Annotated in this window: 18 protein-coding genes; 9 read left to right on the top strand and 9 right to left on the bottom strand. The window is 65.2% G+C overall.

From position 1 onward, the window contains the following. Positions 1-64: 64 nt before the first annotated feature. Complete coding sequence (locus tag MJ601_RS14890) at positions 65-1,537, bottom strand: aldehyde dehydrogenase family protein (RefSeq protein ID WP_242127788.1); 1,473 nt, start codon at positions 1,535-1,537, stop codon at positions 65-67. Between the two features lie 201 nt (positions 1,538-1,738). On the opposite strand from MJ601_RS14890, the gene MJ601_RS14885 reads away from it, so the two are divergent. The 6 genes from MJ601_RS14885 (at position 1,739) to MJ601_RS14860 (ending at position 8,438) form a co-directional block, all read left to right on the top strand. Continuing rightward, on the top strand, positions 1,739-2,596 hold the full coding sequence (locus MJ601_RS14885) for a GNAT family N-acetyltransferase (protein WP_242127786.1): 858 nt from the start codon (positions 1,739-1,741) through the stop codon (positions 2,594-2,596). Next, a complete protein-coding gene (locus MJ601_RS14880; RefSeq protein WP_242127785.1) occupies positions 2,593-4,056 on the top strand; it encodes an NAD-dependent succinate-semialdehyde dehydrogenase in 1,464 nt (487 codons plus the stop codon). The genes MJ601_RS14885 and MJ601_RS14880 overlap by 4 nt, the downstream gene beginning before the upstream one ends. A gap of 116 nt (positions 4,057-4,172) precedes the next feature. Next, positions 4,173-5,252 (top strand): tartrate dehydrogenase, encoded by a 1,080-nt coding sequence (locus tag MJ601_RS14875; protein ID WP_242127783.1) that lies wholly within the window; start codon positions 4,173-4,175, stop codon positions 5,250-5,252. Positions 5,253-5,391: 139 nt separating this feature from the next. Continuing rightward, entirely contained in the window at positions 5,392-6,777 is a 1,386-nt protein-coding gene (locus tag MJ601_RS14870; RefSeq protein ID WP_242127781.1) for an aspartate aminotransferase family protein, read from the top strand. Positions 6,778-6,798: 21 nt separating this feature from the next. Beyond that, the gene (locus tag MJ601_RS14865; protein ID WP_242127779.1) at positions 6,799-7,293 is read left to right on the top strand and encodes an Lrp/AsnC family transcriptional regulator; all 495 of its coding nucleotides are present in this window, start codon (positions 6,799-6,801) and stop codon (positions 7,291-7,293) included. Further along, positions 7,290-8,438 carry a M20 aminoacylase family protein gene (locus MJ601_RS14860; RefSeq protein WP_242127777.1) on the top strand — a complete coding sequence of 383 codons (1,149 nt, stop codon included), beginning with the start codon at positions 7,290-7,292 and terminating at the stop codon, positions 8,436-8,438. Before MJ601_RS14865 ends, MJ601_RS14860 begins: the two co-directional genes overlap by 4 nt. Positions 8,439-8,463: 25 nt before the next feature. Here the strand turns inward: MJ601_RS14860 and MJ601_RS14855 are convergent, their stop codons facing one another. The 6 genes from MJ601_RS14855 to MJ601_RS14830 form a co-directional block, all read right to left on the bottom strand. Next, positions 8,464-9,168: a copper resistance protein B gene (locus MJ601_RS14855; protein WP_242127774.1), complete on the bottom strand. Its 705-nt coding sequence runs from the start codon at positions 9,166-9,168 to the stop codon at positions 8,464-8,466. A 140-nt stretch (positions 9,169-9,308) separates the two neighbouring features. After that, complete coding sequence (locus MJ601_RS14850; RefSeq protein WP_242127771.1) at positions 9,309-10,259, bottom strand: copper resistance protein B; 951 nt, start codon at positions 10,257-10,259, stop codon at positions 9,309-9,311. Then, complete coding sequence (locus MJ601_RS14845) at positions 10,256-12,007, bottom strand: copper resistance system multicopper oxidase (RefSeq protein ID WP_242127769.1); 1,752 nt, start codon at positions 12,005-12,007, stop codon at positions 10,256-10,258. The genes MJ601_RS14850 and MJ601_RS14845 overlap by 4 nt, the downstream gene beginning before the upstream one ends. Before the next feature lie 35 nt (positions 12,008-12,042). Next, a complete protein-coding gene (locus MJ601_RS14840; protein WP_242127766.1) occupies positions 12,043-12,624 on the bottom strand; it encodes an RNA polymerase sigma factor in 582 nt (193 codons plus the stop codon). Continuing rightward, entirely contained in the window at positions 12,621-13,076 is a 456-nt protein-coding gene (locus MJ601_RS14835; RefSeq protein ID WP_242127764.1) for a periplasmic heavy metal sensor, read from the bottom strand. The genes MJ601_RS14840 and MJ601_RS14835 overlap by 4 nt, the downstream gene beginning before the upstream one ends. 3 nt (positions 13,077-13,079) lie before the next feature. Next, entirely contained in the window at positions 13,080-13,346 is a 267-nt protein-coding gene (locus tag MJ601_RS14830) for a hypothetical protein (RefSeq protein ID WP_242127762.1), read from the bottom strand. A 233-nt stretch (positions 13,347-13,579) separates the two neighbouring features. On the opposite strand from MJ601_RS14830, the gene copC reads away from it, so the two are divergent. Next, complete coding sequence (copC, locus tag MJ601_RS14825) at positions 13,580-13,957, top strand: copper homeostasis periplasmic binding protein CopC (protein ID WP_242127761.1); 378 nt, start codon at positions 13,580-13,582, stop codon at positions 13,955-13,957. A 5-nt stretch (positions 13,958-13,962) separates the two neighbouring features. After that, positions 13,963-14,832, top strand: a complete 870-nt coding sequence (gene copD, locus MJ601_RS14820) for a copper homeostasis membrane protein CopD (protein ID WP_242127759.1) — start codon at positions 13,963-13,965, stop codon at positions 14,830-14,832. On the opposite strand, the gene MJ601_RS14815 is transcribed toward copD, so the two are convergent. Further along, positions 14,829-15,827 (bottom strand): 2-hydroxyacid dehydrogenase, encoded by a 999-nt coding sequence (locus MJ601_RS14815; RefSeq protein ID WP_242127757.1) that lies wholly within the window; start codon positions 15,825-15,827, stop codon positions 14,829-14,831. The genes copD and MJ601_RS14815 overlap by 4 nt on opposite strands. A 125-nt stretch (positions 15,828-15,952) precedes the next feature. Here MJ601_RS14815 and MJ601_RS14810 point away from each other — a divergent pair, with 125 nt between their 5' ends. Beyond that, a complete protein-coding gene (locus MJ601_RS14810) occupies positions 15,953-16,417 on the top strand; it encodes an SH3 domain-containing protein (protein WP_242127755.1) in 465 nt (154 codons plus the stop codon). Between the two features lie 16 nt (positions 16,418-16,433). On the opposite strand, the gene MJ601_RS14805 is transcribed toward MJ601_RS14810, so the two are convergent. Beyond that, positions 16,434-17,939 (bottom strand): peptide MFS transporter, encoded by a 1,506-nt coding sequence (locus MJ601_RS14805; protein WP_242127753.1) that lies wholly within the window; start codon positions 17,937-17,939, stop codon positions 16,434-16,436. Positions 17,940-18,041: the final 102 nt, after the last annotated feature.

Genomic DNA, 18,041 nt, shown 5'->3' with positions numbered 1-18,041 from the left:
GGCAGGAACCCGGTTCCGGCATTGGAAACTGGGCTCTGCCTTCGCAGGAGCAAATGGCGCCTGGTTAGAACTCGATCAACGCAGTCTTGGTCTTGAGGTTCGCCATATAGGCTTCCCGGCCGAGATCCTTGCCGATGCCGGACTGCTTGTAGCCGCCGGTGGGCAGGATGAAGTCGTTGCTCCGCCCATAGCGGTTGACCCAGACCGTCCCCGCCTCCAGCGACCGCGTGGCGCGGAGCGCCAGCGCGACATCGCCGGTGTGGACGCCCGCCGCCAGCCCATAGTCGCTGTCATTGGCGAGGGCATAGGCCTCTTCCTCGTCGGCGAATGTCTGGACCGTCAGCACCGGCCCGAAAATCTCGCCCTGAACGGCTTCGCTTTTCTGGTCGACATGCGCAAGCAGCGTCGGCGCGAAATAACTGCCCTCTTGCGGAGAAGTCGCCCGGCCGCCGCCGGCCAGCAGTTCGGCACCCTCCGATATGGCCCGCCTGACGATGCCGTCCATCCGGTCGAGTTGACCTTCGGAAATGATCGGTCCCAGCGTCGTGTCGGTGCGCCAGGTCGGCCCGGCCCTGTGCGCGGCAAAGGCGGCGAGGATGCGGTCGATCACCTGATCCGCGACTTTCTCCTGTACCAGCAGCCGCGATCCGGCGACGCAGACCTGCCCTGCGTTGAGCGTGATCGCCCGGGCGACGATGGCCGCCGCCTTGTCCAGCCCGGCATCGGCAAAGATGATCTGCGGGCTCTTGCCGCCCAGTTCCAGCGTGACCGGCTTCGGCCCGGTTTCCGCGCAAGCCGCCATGATCGCCGCACCCGTGCGGGTGGACCCGGTGAATGTCACCTTGGCGACTTCGGGGCGGCGCACCAGCGGATCGCCGATCGAACGGCCGTTGCCCTGCACGATGTTGAACACGCCTGCGGGCAGGCCAGCCTCGATCGCCAGTTCGGCGAGGCGCACGATGCTGAAAGGCGTCATTTCGGAGGGCTTGAGAACCACGCTGTTCCCCGCCGCGATGGCAGGCGCGATCTTCCAGCCCGCCATCACCAGCGGCAAGTTCCACGGGCTGATCGCTGCCACCACGCCATAAGGCTCGGCGATAGTCAGGCCCAGCTTGTCGGGCGTCGTGGCCGCCACTTCGCCGCCGATCTTGTCCGCCCATTCGGCATAAAAGCGGATGGTTTCAGCGGTATAACTCAAATCCCAGGCGTTGATCTCGTTGATCGTGCGGGTCGATCCCAACGCTTCCAGCGGCGCCAGGTTGGCCGCATCCGCCTCGATCAGGTCGGCCCAGCGGCGCAGCACCTTCATCCGGCCGCGGGGATCGGTCTGCGCCCAGCCGCTCTTCTTGTAGGCGGCCTGCGCATTTTCGACCGCCTGCGCCAGTTGATCCGCAGCCGCACTGTCGAGGTCCGCCTGCGCCCGGCCGTCGGAAGGGCGGCGGACCATGATCGCCTGCCCCCGCCCTTCGACGCGGCGGCCGCCGATGAAATTATTGCCCCTGGCAAGACTGATCAGATCGGGGTTGAAACCGCTCACGGCATAATCTCCTGCTGCACGCCTGCGACGCAAAAATAGGCTTGCCCGGCGGCATTTGTTGCAGTTGCGCGCGAAAGACTGCGCGATATTCTTCCAAAAAAGACGCGAAGGCGGCAGCCAATGCTTAGGGGCTGCTCCTAATGTCCCGGTCACTGATTCATGACCAAAGGCGGGTTCCCCTTTCCGCCAAGGAGCAAGACGATGGCGACAGGCATAAAGGCGATGGTGGACCTGCGGCGCATGAGCGCGGAGGATCTGGCAGCCGCCCACGACCTTTCCCACGAACAGAAATGGCCGCACAGGATCGAGGATTGGGAAATGTTGTTCCAGCTCGGCTTCGGCTATGTGGCGCAGCGCGGTGGAGAGGTGATCGGCACGGCCATGGCGTGGCTCTATGGCGAGGACGCCGCGACCGTCGGCATGGTCATCGTGTCCCCCCAAGCGCAGGGCATGGGGATCGGCCGCCGCCTGATGGACGCCGTGCTGGATGATCTGGGCGACCGCACGGTCCTCCTCAACGCCACGGATGAAGGCGCACCGCTTTACCGCAAGCTGGGTTTCGAACCGATCGGTCCCGTTTTCCAGCATCAGGGCGCTGCCTTTGCCGTTCCCATGGCGCAACTGATCCCCGACGAGCGCGTACGCCCGATGGGCAGCAAGGACATGGACGTGCTGCGCGGCCTGGCCCGCGAGGCGACGGGGATGGACCGCGATGCGCTGCTCGACGCGCTGGTGCCCGGCGCGCAGGGCGTGGTACTGACGCGCGCGAACGAGCCGGTCGGCTTCGCCCTCTTCAGGCGGTTCGGGCGCGGCTATGTGGTGGGCCCCACCATCGCGCCGGATACGGGCGGGGCGAAGGCGCTGATTTCCCACTGGCTGGGTTCCAACAACGGCATCTTCTGCCGCCTCGACGTGCCGGAAGAGAGCGAGCTGTCCGGCTGGCTCGACGAACTGGGCCTTCCCTGCGTCGGCCGGGTCGTGCGCATGGTGCGCGGCAGGCCGATCGACGGCGGTTCGGCCGTCAGGACCTTCTCCCTCACCACGCAGGCGCTCGGATGACACTTTCCCTCGACAATCCCGCACTGCTGATCGAGCGCGCCTTCATTGGCGGCGAATGGGTGAAGGCGGCCTCCGGCGCGACGGTGGCCGTGGACAATCCCGCCACCGGCGCGATCATCGGCACGGTTCCCGATTGCGGCGAGGCGGAGACGCAGGCCGCCATTGCCGCCGCCGAAGCCGCTTATCCCGCATGGCGGGCGAGGACGGCGAGCGAACGCGCCGCCTTGCTGGAACGCTGGCATGCGATGGTGCTGGAGAATATCGCCGATCTCGGCCGGATCATGACGGCCGAACAGGGCAAGCCCATTGCCGAAGCCGAAGGGGAAATCCGCTACGCCGCGAGCTTCATCAAATGGTTCGCGGAGGAAGCGCGCCGCGTCGAGGGCGGCATCATTCCCGCTCCCGAAGCCAATCGCCGCATATTGGTGATGAAGGAACCGGTCGGCGTTTCCGCCGCGATCACGCCCTGGAACTTCCCGGCTGCGATGATCACCCGCAAATGCGCGCCCGCTCTGGCGGCCGGTTGCCCGGTGGTGGTGAAGCCATCCGAACTGACCCCCTATACCGCGCTGGCGCTGGCGAAGCTGGCGCAAGAGGCGGGATTTCCGGCGGGCCTGTTCAATATCGTCACCGGCATGCCGACCGCCATCGGCGGCGCGCTGACATCCAGTCCGGTGGTGCGCAAGCTGTCCTTCACCGGTTCGACCCGCGTGGGCGCGCTGTTGATGCGGCAGTGCGCCGACACCATCAAGCGGGTCAGCTTCGAACTGGGCGGCAATGCGCCTCTGATCGTGTTCGACGATGCCGATCTGGACCTGGCCGTCGCCAGCGCGATGGTCAGCAAGTTCCGCAACGCCGGGCAGACCTGTGTGTGTGCGAACCGCATTTTGGTGCAGGACGGCGTGTATGACGCCTTTGCCGAAAAGCTGGCCAGGGCCGTCTCCGCGCTGAAGGTGGCGCCGGGCGACATGCCGGGCAGCACCATCGGACCGCTTATCAACAGGGCGGCGGTGGAAAAGGTCAGCGCCCATGTAGACGATGCGCTGTCCCGTGGCGCCAGACTCTTTGCCCAGGCGCCCGAAGGCGCCAGCGGCGAACGTTTCGCCACGCCCGTCGTGCTGACCGGCGCGACCCGCGACATGCGGCTGGCGAGCGAAGAGACGTTCGGCCCGGTCGCGCCGCTGTTTCGCTTCACCCATGAGGAGGAAGGCATAGCGCTCGCCAACGACACCAGCTTCGGTCTTGCTAGCTATTTCTACACCGAAAATCTCCACCGCGCCTTCCGCGTGGCGGAACGGCTGGAGGCGGGCATGATCGCGCTCAACAGCGGATCGGTGGCGATGGAAGTCGCGCCCTTTGGCGGGGTGAAGATGTCGGGCCTTGGCCGCGAAGGCGCCCATGCCGGAATCGAGGAATATCTGGAGACCAAGGCATTCCATGTCGCCGGGCTGAAGCTCTGACCCATTCTCAAGCGCGGTTCCGTGTTCCTGCGCAGGCAGGAATCCAGTTCCGCCCTCCGGAACGGCTGCTGCCTGCGCAGGAGCACGTCTTCCGGTTTTTCGAACGAGGGTAGCCAATGACACGATCCGACCGCAACTACTCCATCTCCGTCATCCCCGGCGACGGCATCGGCAAGGAAGTCATGCCCGAGGGCATCCGCGTGCTGGAGCGCGCCGCCAGCCTCTACGGCTTTTCCATCGAGCAGACATGGCATGATTTCGCCTGCTGCGACTATTATGCCAAACATGGCCAGATGATGCCCGACGACTGGAAGGCGCAGATCGGCAGTCCCGACGCGATCTTCTTCGGCGCGGTCGGCTGGCCCGACACGGTGCCGGACCATGTCTCGCTCTGGGGATCGCTGCTCCAGTTCCGGCGGGAATATGATCAATATGTCAATCTGCGCCCGGTGCGGCTGATGCCGGGCGTCCCCTGCCCGCTTGCGGGGCGCGAGCCGGGCGATATCGACTTCTGGGTCGTGCGGGAGAATACGGAGGGCGAATATAGCTCGGTCGGCGGCAGGATGTTCCCCGGCACGCCTCGCGAAGTCGTGATCCAGGAAACGGTGATGACCCGCCATGGTACCGACCGCGTGCTGCGCTATGCCTTCGAACTGGCGGCGACGCGGGAGCGCAAGCATGTCACCTCCGCCACCAAGTCCAACGGCATCGCCATCACCATGCCCTGGTGGGACGAGCGGGTGGAGGAGATGGCCGGCAATTACCCGACTGTCACCCACGACAAATATCATATCGACATATTGACCGCGCAGTTCGTGCTGAACCCCGATCGTTTCGACGTGGTGGTGGCGTCCAACCTGTTCGGAGATATCCTGTCCGACCTTGGCCCGGCCTGTACCGGCACGATCGGCGTTGCCCCTTCCGGCAATATCAACCCGGACCGCACCGCTCCCTCGCTGTTCGAGCCGGTCCATGGTTCGGCACCGGATATTGCCGGCAAGGGTATTGCGAACCCGGTCGGTCAGATCTGGTCGGCCGCGATGATGCTGGAACATCTGGGCGAGGCCGAAGCCGCAGCCGCCATCATGCGCGCGGTGGAAACCGTGCTGGCGGAACCCGCCCTCCGCACCGGCGACCTCAAGGGCAAGGCGAATACGATGGAGTGCGGCAAGGCGATTGCCGAGGCGCTGGCCTGATCATCCCGGCGGCGCGGCACAAAATGCCGCGCCGCTTCCCCAAAAAGCCGCGAGCCTTTCATCAACCTGTTCAAATTGGCGCATCCGTTCGTGGGCGGGGGATAGTCTGATCCCGTAAACAACCCTTGCGAGTTTCCTGATGACGCTGACGCCCAATCGGTCCCTGATCGACATCGACCGCGATCACCTGATCCATCCCGTCACTTCCTTTCGCGGCCATGAAGCGCAGGGCGCAACGCTACTGCAAAGCGGCAAGGGCATGTGGCTGACCGATCTGGACGGCAAGGAGCTTTTGGACGCCTTTGCGGGCTTGTGGTGCGTGAATGTCGGCTACGGGCAGGAAAGCATCGTCGAGGCGGCAGCGGAACAGATGCGCCGCCTGCCCTATGCGACGGGCTATTTCCACTTCGGATCGGAACCGGCGGCACGGCTGGCGGAAAAGCTGGCCGACCTCAGCCCCCGGGGTCTCGACCATGTCTATTTCACGCTGGGCGGGTCCGACGCGGTGGACTCGGCCATCCGCTACATCGTGCATTATCACAACGCCACGGGCCGCCCGGACAAGAAGCAGTTCATCGCACTGGAGCGCGGCTATCATGGTTCCAGCACGACCGGCTCCGGCCTGACCGCGCTGGCGAACTTCCATCGCAATTTCGACCTGCCGCGCCCCTGGCAGCATCATATTCCGTCGCCCTACCCCTATCGCAGCGATCTGACCGATGATGCCGCCATCATCGCCCGCTCCGTCCAGCAGTTGAAGGACAAGGTGGCGGAACTGGGCGCGGACACTGTCGCGGCCTTCTTCTGCGAACCCATCCAGGGATCAGGCGGCGTCATCGTGCCGCCCAGGGGCTGGCTCAAGGCCATGCGCGATGCCTGTACCGAACTCGACATATTGTTCGTCGTGGATGAGGTCATCACCGGCTTCGGCCGCACCGGGCCGTTGTTCGCCTGCGAGGCGGAGGATGTTTCGCCCGATCTGATGACGCTCGCCAAGGGGCTCACCTCCGGCTATGTGCCGATGGGTGCACTTCTCATGTCGGACAAGGTGTATCAAGGCATTGCGGACGGCGCCGCACCCGACCTCGCCATCGGGCATGGCATGACCTATTCGGGCCATCCGGTGAGCGCGGCGGTGGGGCTGGAAGTGCTCCGCCTCTATACCGAAGGCGGCATCCTTGCCAACGGACAGAGCGTGGCCCGGCGCTTCGACGCGGGTCTGGCGGGCCTTCTCGACCATCCGATGGTGGGCGAAACACGCGGGCGCGGCCTGCTTGGCGCGATCGAACTGGTGGCGGACAAGGCGACCAAGGAACGCTTCGATCCTTCGCTCAGGATTCCCGACCGGCTGTTCGCCAAAGGCTATCGGAACGGGGTCATTTTCCGCTCTTTCCCCGACACGATCATCGGGCTGGCCCCGGCGCTCTGCGCGTCCGACGGGGAGATGGACGAGATTTTCGCACGCATCCGCAAAACGCTCGACGACCTGCTGGAAGAAGCGGATATTCGCGCAGCGCTGGGATAAGATAACGGGGGAACAAGGCCTATGTTCGGTGGACCAAAGCTGGACCGGATCGACCTCAAGATCCTGACGCAACTTCAGCAATCCGGCCGCATCACCAATGTCGAACTGGCCGACGCGGTGGGCCTGTCCCCCAGTCCCTGTCTGACCCGCGTCAAGCGGCTGGAGAAGGCCGGGTACATCACCGGCTATGGCGCGCATATCAACCTGCACAAGCTGGGCGAATTTCTCACCGTCTTCACCGAAGTCACGCTGACCGAGCATCGTGCGGGCGACTTTTCCCGCTTTGAAAGCCGTATCCGCAAGCTGGACGAGATCGTCGAATGCCATCTCGTCAGTGGCGGATATGATTATCTGCTGAAATTCGTGACGCGCGGCGTCGCCCATTATCAATCGATCATCGAGGGGATGCTGGAAAGCGACTATGGGATCGAGAAATATTTCAGCTATGTCGTGATCAAATCGCCGTTCATAAAGCATCACTACCCCATCCAGCATCTGTTCGGTGAGCAAAAATGATCGACGACCTGCTCGAACCCCTGATTGCCTTCCGCCGCGATATCCACCAGCATCCCGAACTGGGCTTTTGCGAACACCGCACGGCGGGCCGGATCGCGGAGCAGCTCCGCACGCTGGGGCTGGAAGTGCATGAGGGGGTCGGCAGGACGGGCATCGTCGCGGTGTTGCGGAACGGCACGTCCGGGCGCAGCATCGGCCTGCGCGCCGACATGGACGCGCTGCCGATCCATGAACAGACCAACCTGCCTTATGCCAGCCGGACGGACGGCACTTTCCACGGTTGCGGCCATGACGGCCATGTCGCCATGCTGCTGGGCGCGGCGCAGCATCTTGTCCGAAGCCGCAATTTCGACGGCACGGTCCATTTCTTCTTCCAGCCTGCCGAGGAAGGCCAGGGCGGCGCGCGGGAGATGGTGAAGGAAGGGCTGTTCGATCGCTTCCCGTGCGAGCGGGTGTTCGGGCTGCATAACTGGCCGGACCTGCCGGCCGGGACCATCGCCACCCGCCCCGGCCCGATCATGGGCGCGGCCGACAAGTTCGAAATCGCCCTGGAGGGACGCGGCGGCCATGCCGCCATCCCGCAGGATACGCCGGACGCGATCCTGGCTTCCGCCGCTCTCGTATCGCAGTTCAACAGCATCGTCGCGCGCCGAATCCCGGCGGCGAAATCAGCCGTACTGTCGGTCACGCAGATCCACGGCGGCCACACGCACAATGTCATCCCGGCGGTGGTGAAGATCGTCGGCACGGTGCGGACCTTCGATCCGGTCGTGCAGGATGTGATCGAGGATGCGATCCGCAAGATCACGGCAGGCGTCGCGCTAGCCCATGATCTGACGGCCGCGGTGGACTATGACCGCTATTATCCGGCGACCATCAACGATGCGGAGGCGGCGCAGGAAGCGCTGACCGCGGCGGCGACCGTGGGCCATGCACTGCTCGCGCCGGAACCGGCCTTCACCTCGGAAGATTTCGCCTTCATGCTTCAGGCCTGCAAGGGTGCCTATATCTGGCTGGGTCAGGGAAGGCCCGAAGGATCGGTCCCGCTGCACAACCCGCATTACGACTTCAACGACGATGTGCTGGGGCTTGGCGTCCGCCTGCACGTTGCACTGGTTGAACAGCATCTCGCCAGAGCCTCTTGAACTCGCAAAATGCCGCAAACAGACATTACAGGCTGAAACCGAAGCCCATCACGGCAACGGTAGATGTCACCGCCTCGCCCTGCGAGCGGGCCAGGGCGCGGGTGCCGCCCAGCAGGCTTTCAAGCACCAAGCCTGCATGGGCATTGATCCTGGCGGTCAGCCGATAGCGCAGGCGCAGGGCCGTTTCCGCTTCGGTGAAGCCGGGGCGCACCCCCTCGCCGTCGATCTTCTGCGCCGACCAGCCCACCGCGACGCGCGGCTCCAGATAGAGACGCTGCGTGATCGGCAGGGCATAGATGATCTGCCCCTCGCCGGTCAGGCGCCCGGCATCGGAAAGGAAAGCATAGCTTTCCCAACTCAGCCGCGATCCGATCTGCCCCTGCACGCCGACGACGGCATGAGTGTCGCGGGGATGAGGTTTGAAATCCTTGCGCACGCCCACCAGCAGCACGCTGTTGCCGCCCATTGTGCGGCCGTAGAAGAGCCTTGCCTGCGCCTCGTCGATCTGACCGCCCAGGGCGCCGCCGCCCTGCACCACCAGCATCGCCTGGTCGCTGCCGTTGCCATAGGCAAAGGCGCCGTCCCAGATGAAGGCGTCCCCGTCATCTCCGGTGCGCAGTTCGACAAGGTCGAAGCCACCGGTCAGGGATGCGGCGTCCTGCGCCATGGCGGTACCGCAAGCCAGCGGGGTGCTGGCATAGAAAAGGAGGCCCGGCAAGGCGAAGCGCACTGATCCTACCCTGAATGTTTCGGCGTTCTTCAGGAAAGATTATGGGACGACGGGCGGCGCATATGCGCGAAGCGCAGGCACCGCGCCGTCGATCATGACAAGTTGTTGCTGGGTGGCGGCAGATCGTGCCGGTCTGCCAATCAGAACCAGAAACGCACGCCCATGACCAGGCTGGGCACCGATGCGCGTTCGCCCTCGGCGCGGGCGAAGCGGGCGGTATCGCCCAGCTTGCGTTCCCAATTGACGCCGACATAGGGCGCGAACTCGCGAGCGAATTCGTAACGCAGGCGCAGGCCCAGTTCGATATTGGATATCCCCGAACCGATGCCCAGTTCGGGCACGTCCTGCGCCGCGATGTTCACCTCCGCCGCCGGTTGCAGGATCAGCCGCTGGGTGATGCGCTGGTCATAGCTGCCCTCCAGCCGCAGATGCGCATCCCCCTTGTTGGAGAGAAAGGCCTGCGCGCTGACCTCGAACCAATAGGGCGCCAGCCCGTCTATGCCGACCACGGCATAGGTGCGCTGCGGATCGGGACGGATATCGTGGCGTACACCCGCCTCCAGGTTGAACCAGGGATCGATGGCACGGCTGTAGAGCGCCTGAACCTCCGCGCTTTCCAGCGGCCCGCCGATCTTTCCCTCGCCTTCGGTCTTGAAGGCGAAACGGTTGATGTCGCCGCCGATCCAGCCCTCGCCTTCCCAATGATAGCCGTCCATGCCCTTGCCCAGCCGATATTCCAGCCGGTCGAGCATGAACTGCGAAAAGGTCATGCCGCCGCTTTCCTGGAGCATGGCAAAGCGTGAGCGCGCCATTTCGTCCGGGTTGTAGAAGGCTTCGGCGGCATGGTCCGCCGGGATCGGCGGCGCCGTGCCTTTGGGGATGCCGTCATCCGCGGCGGGCTGGCCGTGCCCGGCATGAGGATCATCGGCGGGGGGATGGTCAGCGGTTTCCTGTGCGGGCGGCCGATGGGCGGAATGATCCATGCCCTCCATCGCGCCATGATCCATCCGGCTGTGATCCATTTCCTGGGCCAAGGCAGGAAGCGCAGCGGAGGCAAGCAGCAGCGCGGCAGCGGAGGCAAGCGACTTCATGCCGCGCCTCCCTCATGCCGGACAGTGACAACGCGCATCATCCCGCTGTGCATGTGCAGCAGCATGTGGCAGTGGAACGCCCAGTCGCCCAGCGCATCGGCCGTCAGGTCGAAGCTCACCTTTCCGCCCGGCAGCACATTCACCGTATGCTTGCGTGGATGATGTTCGCCCGCGCCCGTCACCAGTTCGAAGAAATGACCATGCAGATGGATCGGATGCGGCATCATCGTGTCGTTGATCAGGTTCACCCGCACCCGCTCCATATGGCGGAAGGGGATCGGGTCGGCGCCGTCGGACAGCTTCACCCCGTCGAAGGACCACATATAGCGCTCCATGTTGGCGGTCAGATGGATGTCCAGCGAGCGGGTCGGGGTGCGCCGGTCCGGGTTGGGCTCCAGCGATTTGAGGTCCGCATAGGTCAGCACCCGATGGTCGACATTCTCCAGGCCGGTCGGCCGGTCGGCGGTGCGATCGGCCGGCATGGGCGAGAGCGTCGCGACCCCCGGCCCCATCTTCACCTCCGGCGCCACGGATTTGTCCCGCATCTTCATCGAATGGCCCGACATGCTGTCATTGGCCGGCTGGCTGAGGTCGATGACGCCGCCCTGCCCCATGTCCATGCCGGACATGTCCATGCCCATATCCTTCATGCCCAGCAAAGGACGCTCGCGAACCGGAGGGATCTCCGCTGCCATGCCGATGCGCGGCGCCAGCGTGGCGCGGACGAGGCCGGACCGGTCGATGGCCTCGGCAATCAGGCCATAGGGCTTCGCCTCGCCGGGCTGCACCAGCACGTCATAGGTCTCGGCAATGCCGATCTGGAACTCGTCCGTCTCGACCGGCTGCACATGCTGGCCGTCGCACTGGACCACCGTCATCGGCAGGCCCGGCAGGCGAACATTGAAATTCGTCATGGCCGAGGCATTGATGATGCGCAGCCGGACCTGTTCGCCGGGCGTGAAAAGGCCCGTCCAATTCTCCGCCGTGCCATGGCCGTTGATGAGGAAGCTGTAGGTCGACCCGGTCACGTCCGAAATATCGGTCGGGTCCATCCGCATGGCGCCCCATTGAAGGCGGTCCCTGGCGCTCTGGTCCTTGCCCGCAAGCTGCCCGGCCAGCGTCTGCTTCTGCATGTTGAAATAGCCGCCCATCTGCTTGAGCCGCTTCAGCAGAATATGGGGGTGAACCGGGCTCCAGTCGGACAGGACGATGACATGCTCCCGATCGCTCCGCACCGGGTCGGCCCCGGCGGGATCGATGACGATGGGGCCATAATGGCCGACGGCCTCCTGCATGCCCGAATGGCTGTGATACCAGTAGGTGCCCGACTGGCGCACCGGAAATTCATAGGTGAAGGTCTCGCCCGGCCGGATGCCGGGGAAGCTGACGCCCGGCACGCCGTCCATCTGGAAGGGCACGGTCAGGCCGTGCCAGTGGATCGACGTGTCTTCCTTCAGGCTGTTGGTGACGGAGAGGTGGACATTCTGCCCCTCCCTCAATCGGATCAGCGGCGCGGGCAGCGTGCCGTTGATCGTCACAGCATGAGCCGACCGGCCGCCGGTCGAGAAATGACTCTCGCCCACGGTCAGCGCGATGCTTTCGCCGCTCAGGATACCGGGCGCGGCGGCACCGGCGGTTCCGCTCTGCGCCCAGCCGGGAAAGGCGCGGGATATGGCGAGCGCACCGCCCACGCCGCCCAGGGCGCGGATCAGGGTTCGGCGGTCAATATCTTGCAAAATAAGGGGCATGAGGGTCGGACGCTCTGCTGGAGGACTGTTTACCTCTATACGCGGCCCATGCCGTCATCCCTCAACTGTTCGGCCAGTTTGTTGCGGGCGCGATAGAGCCGGGTTTCGACGGCCTTTTCGCTGATCCCCAATATCTGCGCCGCCTCGGCTTGGCTCGCCCCTTCGATAGCACGCAATACCAGCACATCCTTGAGATTGACGGGCAGGGCCGCGATGGCGGCATTGATCCGCTGCAACTCCCGCTCCGACTGGACAGCCTCCTCCGGCGTCGCGGCAGGATCGGCCATGGCGACCGCCTCCTCCATCGGCCGGGCGAAGGTGAAGAAGCGCCGCACCGCCCGCCGCCGCGCCCAGTCATGGCATTTGTTGATCGCGATCCGCGCGATCCACAGCCGGAAAGGCCGCGCCGCATCATAACGGGCCAGCGCAGCAAAGGCGGCGATGAACGCCTCCTGCGTGATGTCCAGCGCCTCGGTCGCGTCGCCAGCATGGCCCCGGGCCAGACGGAACACGGCGTCGCGATGCCGCCGCATCAGCTCGCCATAGGCGCTCTGCTGCGCGGTGAGGGCCAGCGCTGCCAGCTCCGCGTCGCTGCGCTCGGAGAGTGGAGGACTCACCTTTCGGTTGGGGTCTGGGCGGGCTGGGTCAGAACCTTGACGACGGCGGCATCGAACTGCGCCGCCTGATCGGGTCGCAGTACGGCACGCATCGCGAAGATATGCTTCAGCGTCTCCTTTTGCAGCATGCCCATCACATGGTGGGAACGGTCGACCGCTGCGCTGACCTGGGGACCATAGCCATGTTCGGCCGCAATGGCCTGCGCCAGCCGGGCGTTGTCGGCGCGCATTTCGGCCTCCATGGCTTCGCGCCGTTTCGCGAAATCCGCCTCCAGCGCGCGAATGCGCTGCTCCTGGCTCCCGTCCAGCTCGAGCTTCTTGTGAATGAGGGCATGCACCTCGCTCTCCACGCGGGGTGCCGGTGCGATCCATGTTCGCGCGACCAGCACCGCCGCCAGCGCCGCTGCAAAGGCGACCAGCGCAACCAGTCCGTAGCGGCCTGCCCCCTTCATCCCTTACTGCCCCAACAGGCGCGAGGGCGCATAATCCGACATGCCGATCACCACAGGCCGGGAGGCGGCCTGCGCCGGGCCGCCGGGCACCACGCTGCCGATCCAGCCAATGCCGATCGCGACGATCCCCGCCAGCGCCAGGCTGCGCCGGGCAACCGCGCGCTCGCGGCGCACGGCAACGCCCGCCATCACCGTCTCTTCGATATCCATCAGGCGCGGATCGGCCGGCTGGCTGCGCATCCGGTCCAGCAGCTGATCGAGATCGCTCATCACTCACACTCCCTAGTGCATTTTCAGGTCGGCCGTTGACGGTCAACGGCTGGGAAAATGCGGTATGAAAAAACAAGAGCGTTTTCGCTCAAAGTGAAAACGCTTTAGTCGTCCATCCGCAATACGCGCCGGATCGCCCCACCCCTCATGCAAAAATTTATGGGGTTTAGTCGAGGGGTCGGAAAAGGGGATGCGTAATCGTCCTTATGGCAACCCTATTGGAGACTGGTCCCATGCGTCACATCCTGCTTCCCGCCGCTCTTGCCCTGGCCGCCCTGCCCTCCGTGGCGATGGCGCATCCCAAGCTGCTCTCGTCCACCCCGGCGGCGGGCGCCACGGTGTCCAAGCCGACCAGGCTGACCCTCAGCTTCTCCGAAAAGATGCTGGCCCCCATGAGCGGCGTTGACCTCACCATGACCGGGATGCCGGGCATGGCGAACCATGCACCGATGCCGATCAAGGGCTTCAAGACCGCCGTCGACGGCGACGGCAAGACCATGACCGTCACCCTGCCCCGCGCGCTACCTGCGGGCAATTATGACGTCGACTGGCATCTGGTCGGCGCGGACCAGCACAAGGTTTCCGGCAAGTACAGCTTCTCGGTCAAATAAGGCCGATGGACGGCGTTCTCGTCGCCACCCGCTTCGCGCTTTATGCCGACCTCGCCGCGCTCGCCGGTCTGCCGCTATTCTGGTGGAGCATGGGCGTGGCCGGTCGGCGCACGGTGCCGGCGCTGCTGACGGCCGGGGGGCTTTTGCTGTCCGGCCTGTGGCTGCTCGCCAGCGCGGCGGGGATGGCCGGAACCCCTCTCCTGTCACCGGACTGGAGCGTCGTCGCCATATTGCTCAGGGATACGCCGATCGGCACCATGCTGGCGGTTCGCGCGGGAGCCTTGCTGCTGATCCTGCCACTGCTGTTCCGGCGCGCGGAAGGCCGGAACGCAGCGATTGCCCTGCCCGCGGCGATCGCCGCCATGACGCTCGCCTGGTCAGGCCATGCCGCCGCCAGCGAGGGGATGGCGGGAAGCGCCCACCGCCTGGCCGACGCACTGCATGTCCTGGCGGCCGCCGGATGGCTCGGCGCATTGCTCGCCCTGCTGGGCGCGGTTCTGGCCGGGCGGCAGATCGGCCTGACAGCGGTCATGCTGGAACGCTTCTCGCTGTTCGGCACGATCTTCGTCGCCACGCTGATCGCGACCGGGGCTTTCAACGCCGTCATGATCGTGGGCCTGGCCCAACTGCCTGCATTGCTGCACAGCCTCTACGGCCGGCTTCTGCTGGTCAAGCTGGGGCTGTTCGCGGCCATGCTGCTGCTCGCCGCCGCCAATCGCTGGCAACTGACGCCGAAGCTGGAGCACGCCGTCACGACCGGCGGCAGCCATGCCGCGATGGCGCATTTGCGCCTGTCGCTGCTGCTGGAAACCACCCTTGCCGTCGCCATCCTTGCGCTGGTTGCCGCGCTGGGGACACTCGATCCGCTGGCTTAGACCCAGCCTTCCAGCACCTGATTGGGCGGGCGATGTCCATCGACCCAACTGCGGATATTGGCGATCACCCGCGCGCCGGTCGCATCGCGCCCTTCGAAGGTCGCCGACCCCATGTGCGGCAAGAGCACGACATTGGACAGCGCCAGCAGGCGCGGATCGACCGCGGGTTCATGAGCGTAGACGTCCAGTCCCGCCCCGGCGATGCGCCCTTCGGACAAGGCGGCGATCAGTGCGGGTTCGTCGGTGATCTCGGCGCGGGACGTGTTGATCAGATAGGCGTCGGCCCGCATCAGCGCGATGCGCCGGGCGTCGATCATGTTCCGGCTGTCGGCATTGAGCGGACAGTGGATCGACACGATATCGCTCGCCTCGAGCAGCGAATCCACGTCCGGATACCAGTGCGCCTGCAAATCCTGCTCTACTTCGAAGGGCAGGCGGTGGCGATTATGATAGGCGATGGAAAGCCCAAAGGCCGCGGCGCGCCGGGCAACCGCGCGGCCGATGCGGCCCATGCCGATGATGCCCAGCTTCTTGCCGCCGATGCGATGGCCCAGCATCCCCGACGGGCTCCAGCCGGTCCAGCCGCCCGATCGCACCAGCTTTTCCCCCTCTGCCAGACGGCGCGGCACCGACAGGATCAGCGCCATGGTCATGTCGGCCGTATCCTCGGTCAGCACGCCCGGCGTATTGGTGACGATGATCCCCTTCTGCCGCGCGGCATGGAGGTCGATATGATCCACGCCGCTGCCGAAACTGGCGATCAGCTGCAGCCGTTCGGGCGCAGCCTCGATCAGGGTGGCATCGATCTGGTCCGAGACGGCGGGCACCAGCACATCGCATTGCGCCATGGCGCGGGTCAGCGCGGCCCGATCCATCGGCACGTCGCCGATGTTGAAGACGGTGTCGAACAGTTCCCCCATGCGCGCCTCCACATTGGGAGGCAGCCGGCGCGTGACGATGACGCGCGGATGAGCGGGGCGCGGTTTCCTGGCCATGTCAGGCCGCTATTCTCCGGCGCGGCGATGGTCAAGCGCTTATCCCGGATACACAAGAGAGCGGTTGTCGCCTATGGGGCGGCGCGTTTATGATCGCGCATCGCAGGATGGGGAATGGAACGGGCATGAAGGGGTTATTGGGCGCAGGCATTCTCGCCGCATTATGCTGGGCGAACGGCGCATCGGCTGCCCCCGCCAAGCAGGTTCCCTATTGGGCGTCGCTCACGCAGCAGGAGGCGCGGATGCGCGTCGGACCCAGCCTGGATTACCCCTCAAGCTGGGTCTACCACCGCCGCGACCTGCCGCTGAAGGTCGTTCAGGTGCTGGGCCTGTGGCGCAAGGTCGAGGATTCCAGCGGCACGCAGGGCTGGATGCATGTCCGGCTGCTCAGCGACACGCCGACAGCGATCGTCACCGCCGGCATCGCCCCGATGCGGGAGTCCCCGCGTGAGGACGCCCGCGCCGTCTATCGCGCGCAAAGGGGCGTGGTGGGGCGCGTCGCCTCCTGCAGCAAGGGCTGGTGCGGCTTCGACGTGAGCGGACAGAAGGGCTTTGTCCGCGCCGCCGACCTGTGGGGGGCGACGCAGTAGCGCCGCCGGCCCCAGGCTATTCCTCCACCGTCTCGCTATGCATCAGCCGCTTGACCAGCGGCGCCAGCGCCATCACGACCACGCCCGCGCCGATGGACCACCAGCCGATCTGGCTGTAGACGGCCAGCGTGCCATCCCGGGTGGCAGCGCCATGCTCCCCGCCCGTCGCCGCCGCGATCGCACCGGCCGCATATTCACCCAGCGCCATGGCGAGGAACCAGATGCCCATCATCAGGCCGATCATGCGCGAGGGCGCAAGTTTGGACATGGCGGACAGGCCGACCGGCGACAGGCACAGTTCGCCCAGAGTGTGGCACAGATAGAGGAGGAAGATGAACAGCACCGGCGTCAGCGTGCCTGGCGCACCCGTACCGGCCACCAGCACCAGGAAACCCGCCCCGACCAGCGCCAGCGCGATGCCGAATTTCGCGGGCGTCGACGGCTCCCATCCCCGCTTGGCCAGCCAGATCCACAGGCCCGCCAGGACGGGACCGAAGATCAGGATATAGGCGGCGTTCACGGACTGGAACATCGATGCCGGAACGTCGAAGCCCAATATGTGGCGATTGGTATAGCGGTCCGTGAACAGGTTCAGCGACGATCCCGTCTGCTCGTAAAGGCCCCAGAAGATCGGGTTCAGCACCAGCAGGAACAGCGCCGCCAGCATCCGGTCTCGGCCGACGCGTTCCATCCGGCCAAAGGCTTCCCAGAGGATGTAAAGCACGACCACCGCGCTCGACAGCGCCAGCATCCATCCGACGACCGCATGTTGCTGGACCAGCAACCAGCAGAGCGCGATCGAGGCAAGGCTGGAAAGATAGACCAGCCACTCCCGGCTCATGATCCCTCCGACACGCTGCCCCAGATGCGCGGGGTTGGGCGGCTCTCCCTTGCCTTGCAGGACCGGCCTGCTGAGGGCGAAGCCGATGACGCCCGCGATCATGCCGACAGACGCCGCGCCGAAGCCCCAGTGCCAGCCCCATGTCTGCCCCAGATAGCCGCAGATCACCGGGCCCATGGTCGCCCCCAGATTGATGCCCATGTAGAAGATCGTATAGGCAGGATCACGCCGCATGTCGTCGCGCGGATAAAGCTGCCCCACCAGCGCCGACGCGCTGGATTTGAGGAAGCCGGTGCCGGTGATGACCGTCGCCAGGCCAAGCCAGAACAGGCTGAGGCCCATCGTCCCCCCATCGTCGCTTTTCATGCCCAGGATGAGATGGCCGATCGCAATCACGATGCCGCCGAACAGCACCGCCTTGCGCTGCCCCAGATAACGATCGGCCAGATAACCACCCATCAGGGGCGAAATGTAGATGAGCGACATATAGGCGCCATAGGCATAGGAGGCGTCCCGGTCGGAAAAGAGGAAATGCTGGGTCAGGTAGAAGATCAGCAGCGCACGCATGCCGTAGAAGGAAAAGCGTTCCCACATTTCCACGAAAAACAGCAGGAACAGGCCACGCGGATGGCCGAGCCAGGTCTTGCCTGACCCGGCGGTCGATAAAGTGGAGGTCGCCATTCGGGCCCCTTATTCTTGTCTTGTTGCGAGGCGGTTGAAGGCGCCCCATGATGGCCTCAGACTAAAGCGCAAATTATTCATCTGTCAAAGCAGCCTCGCTCT

It is taken from the genome of Sphingobium trunci (genome assembly GCF_022664535.1).
Taxonomy (GTDB): Bacteria; Pseudomonadota; Alphaproteobacteria; order Sphingomonadales; family Sphingomonadaceae; genus Sphingobium.
Note: the sequence above shows the minus strand (reverse complement) of the source record. Positions and strands in the feature narration are given on the sequence as shown.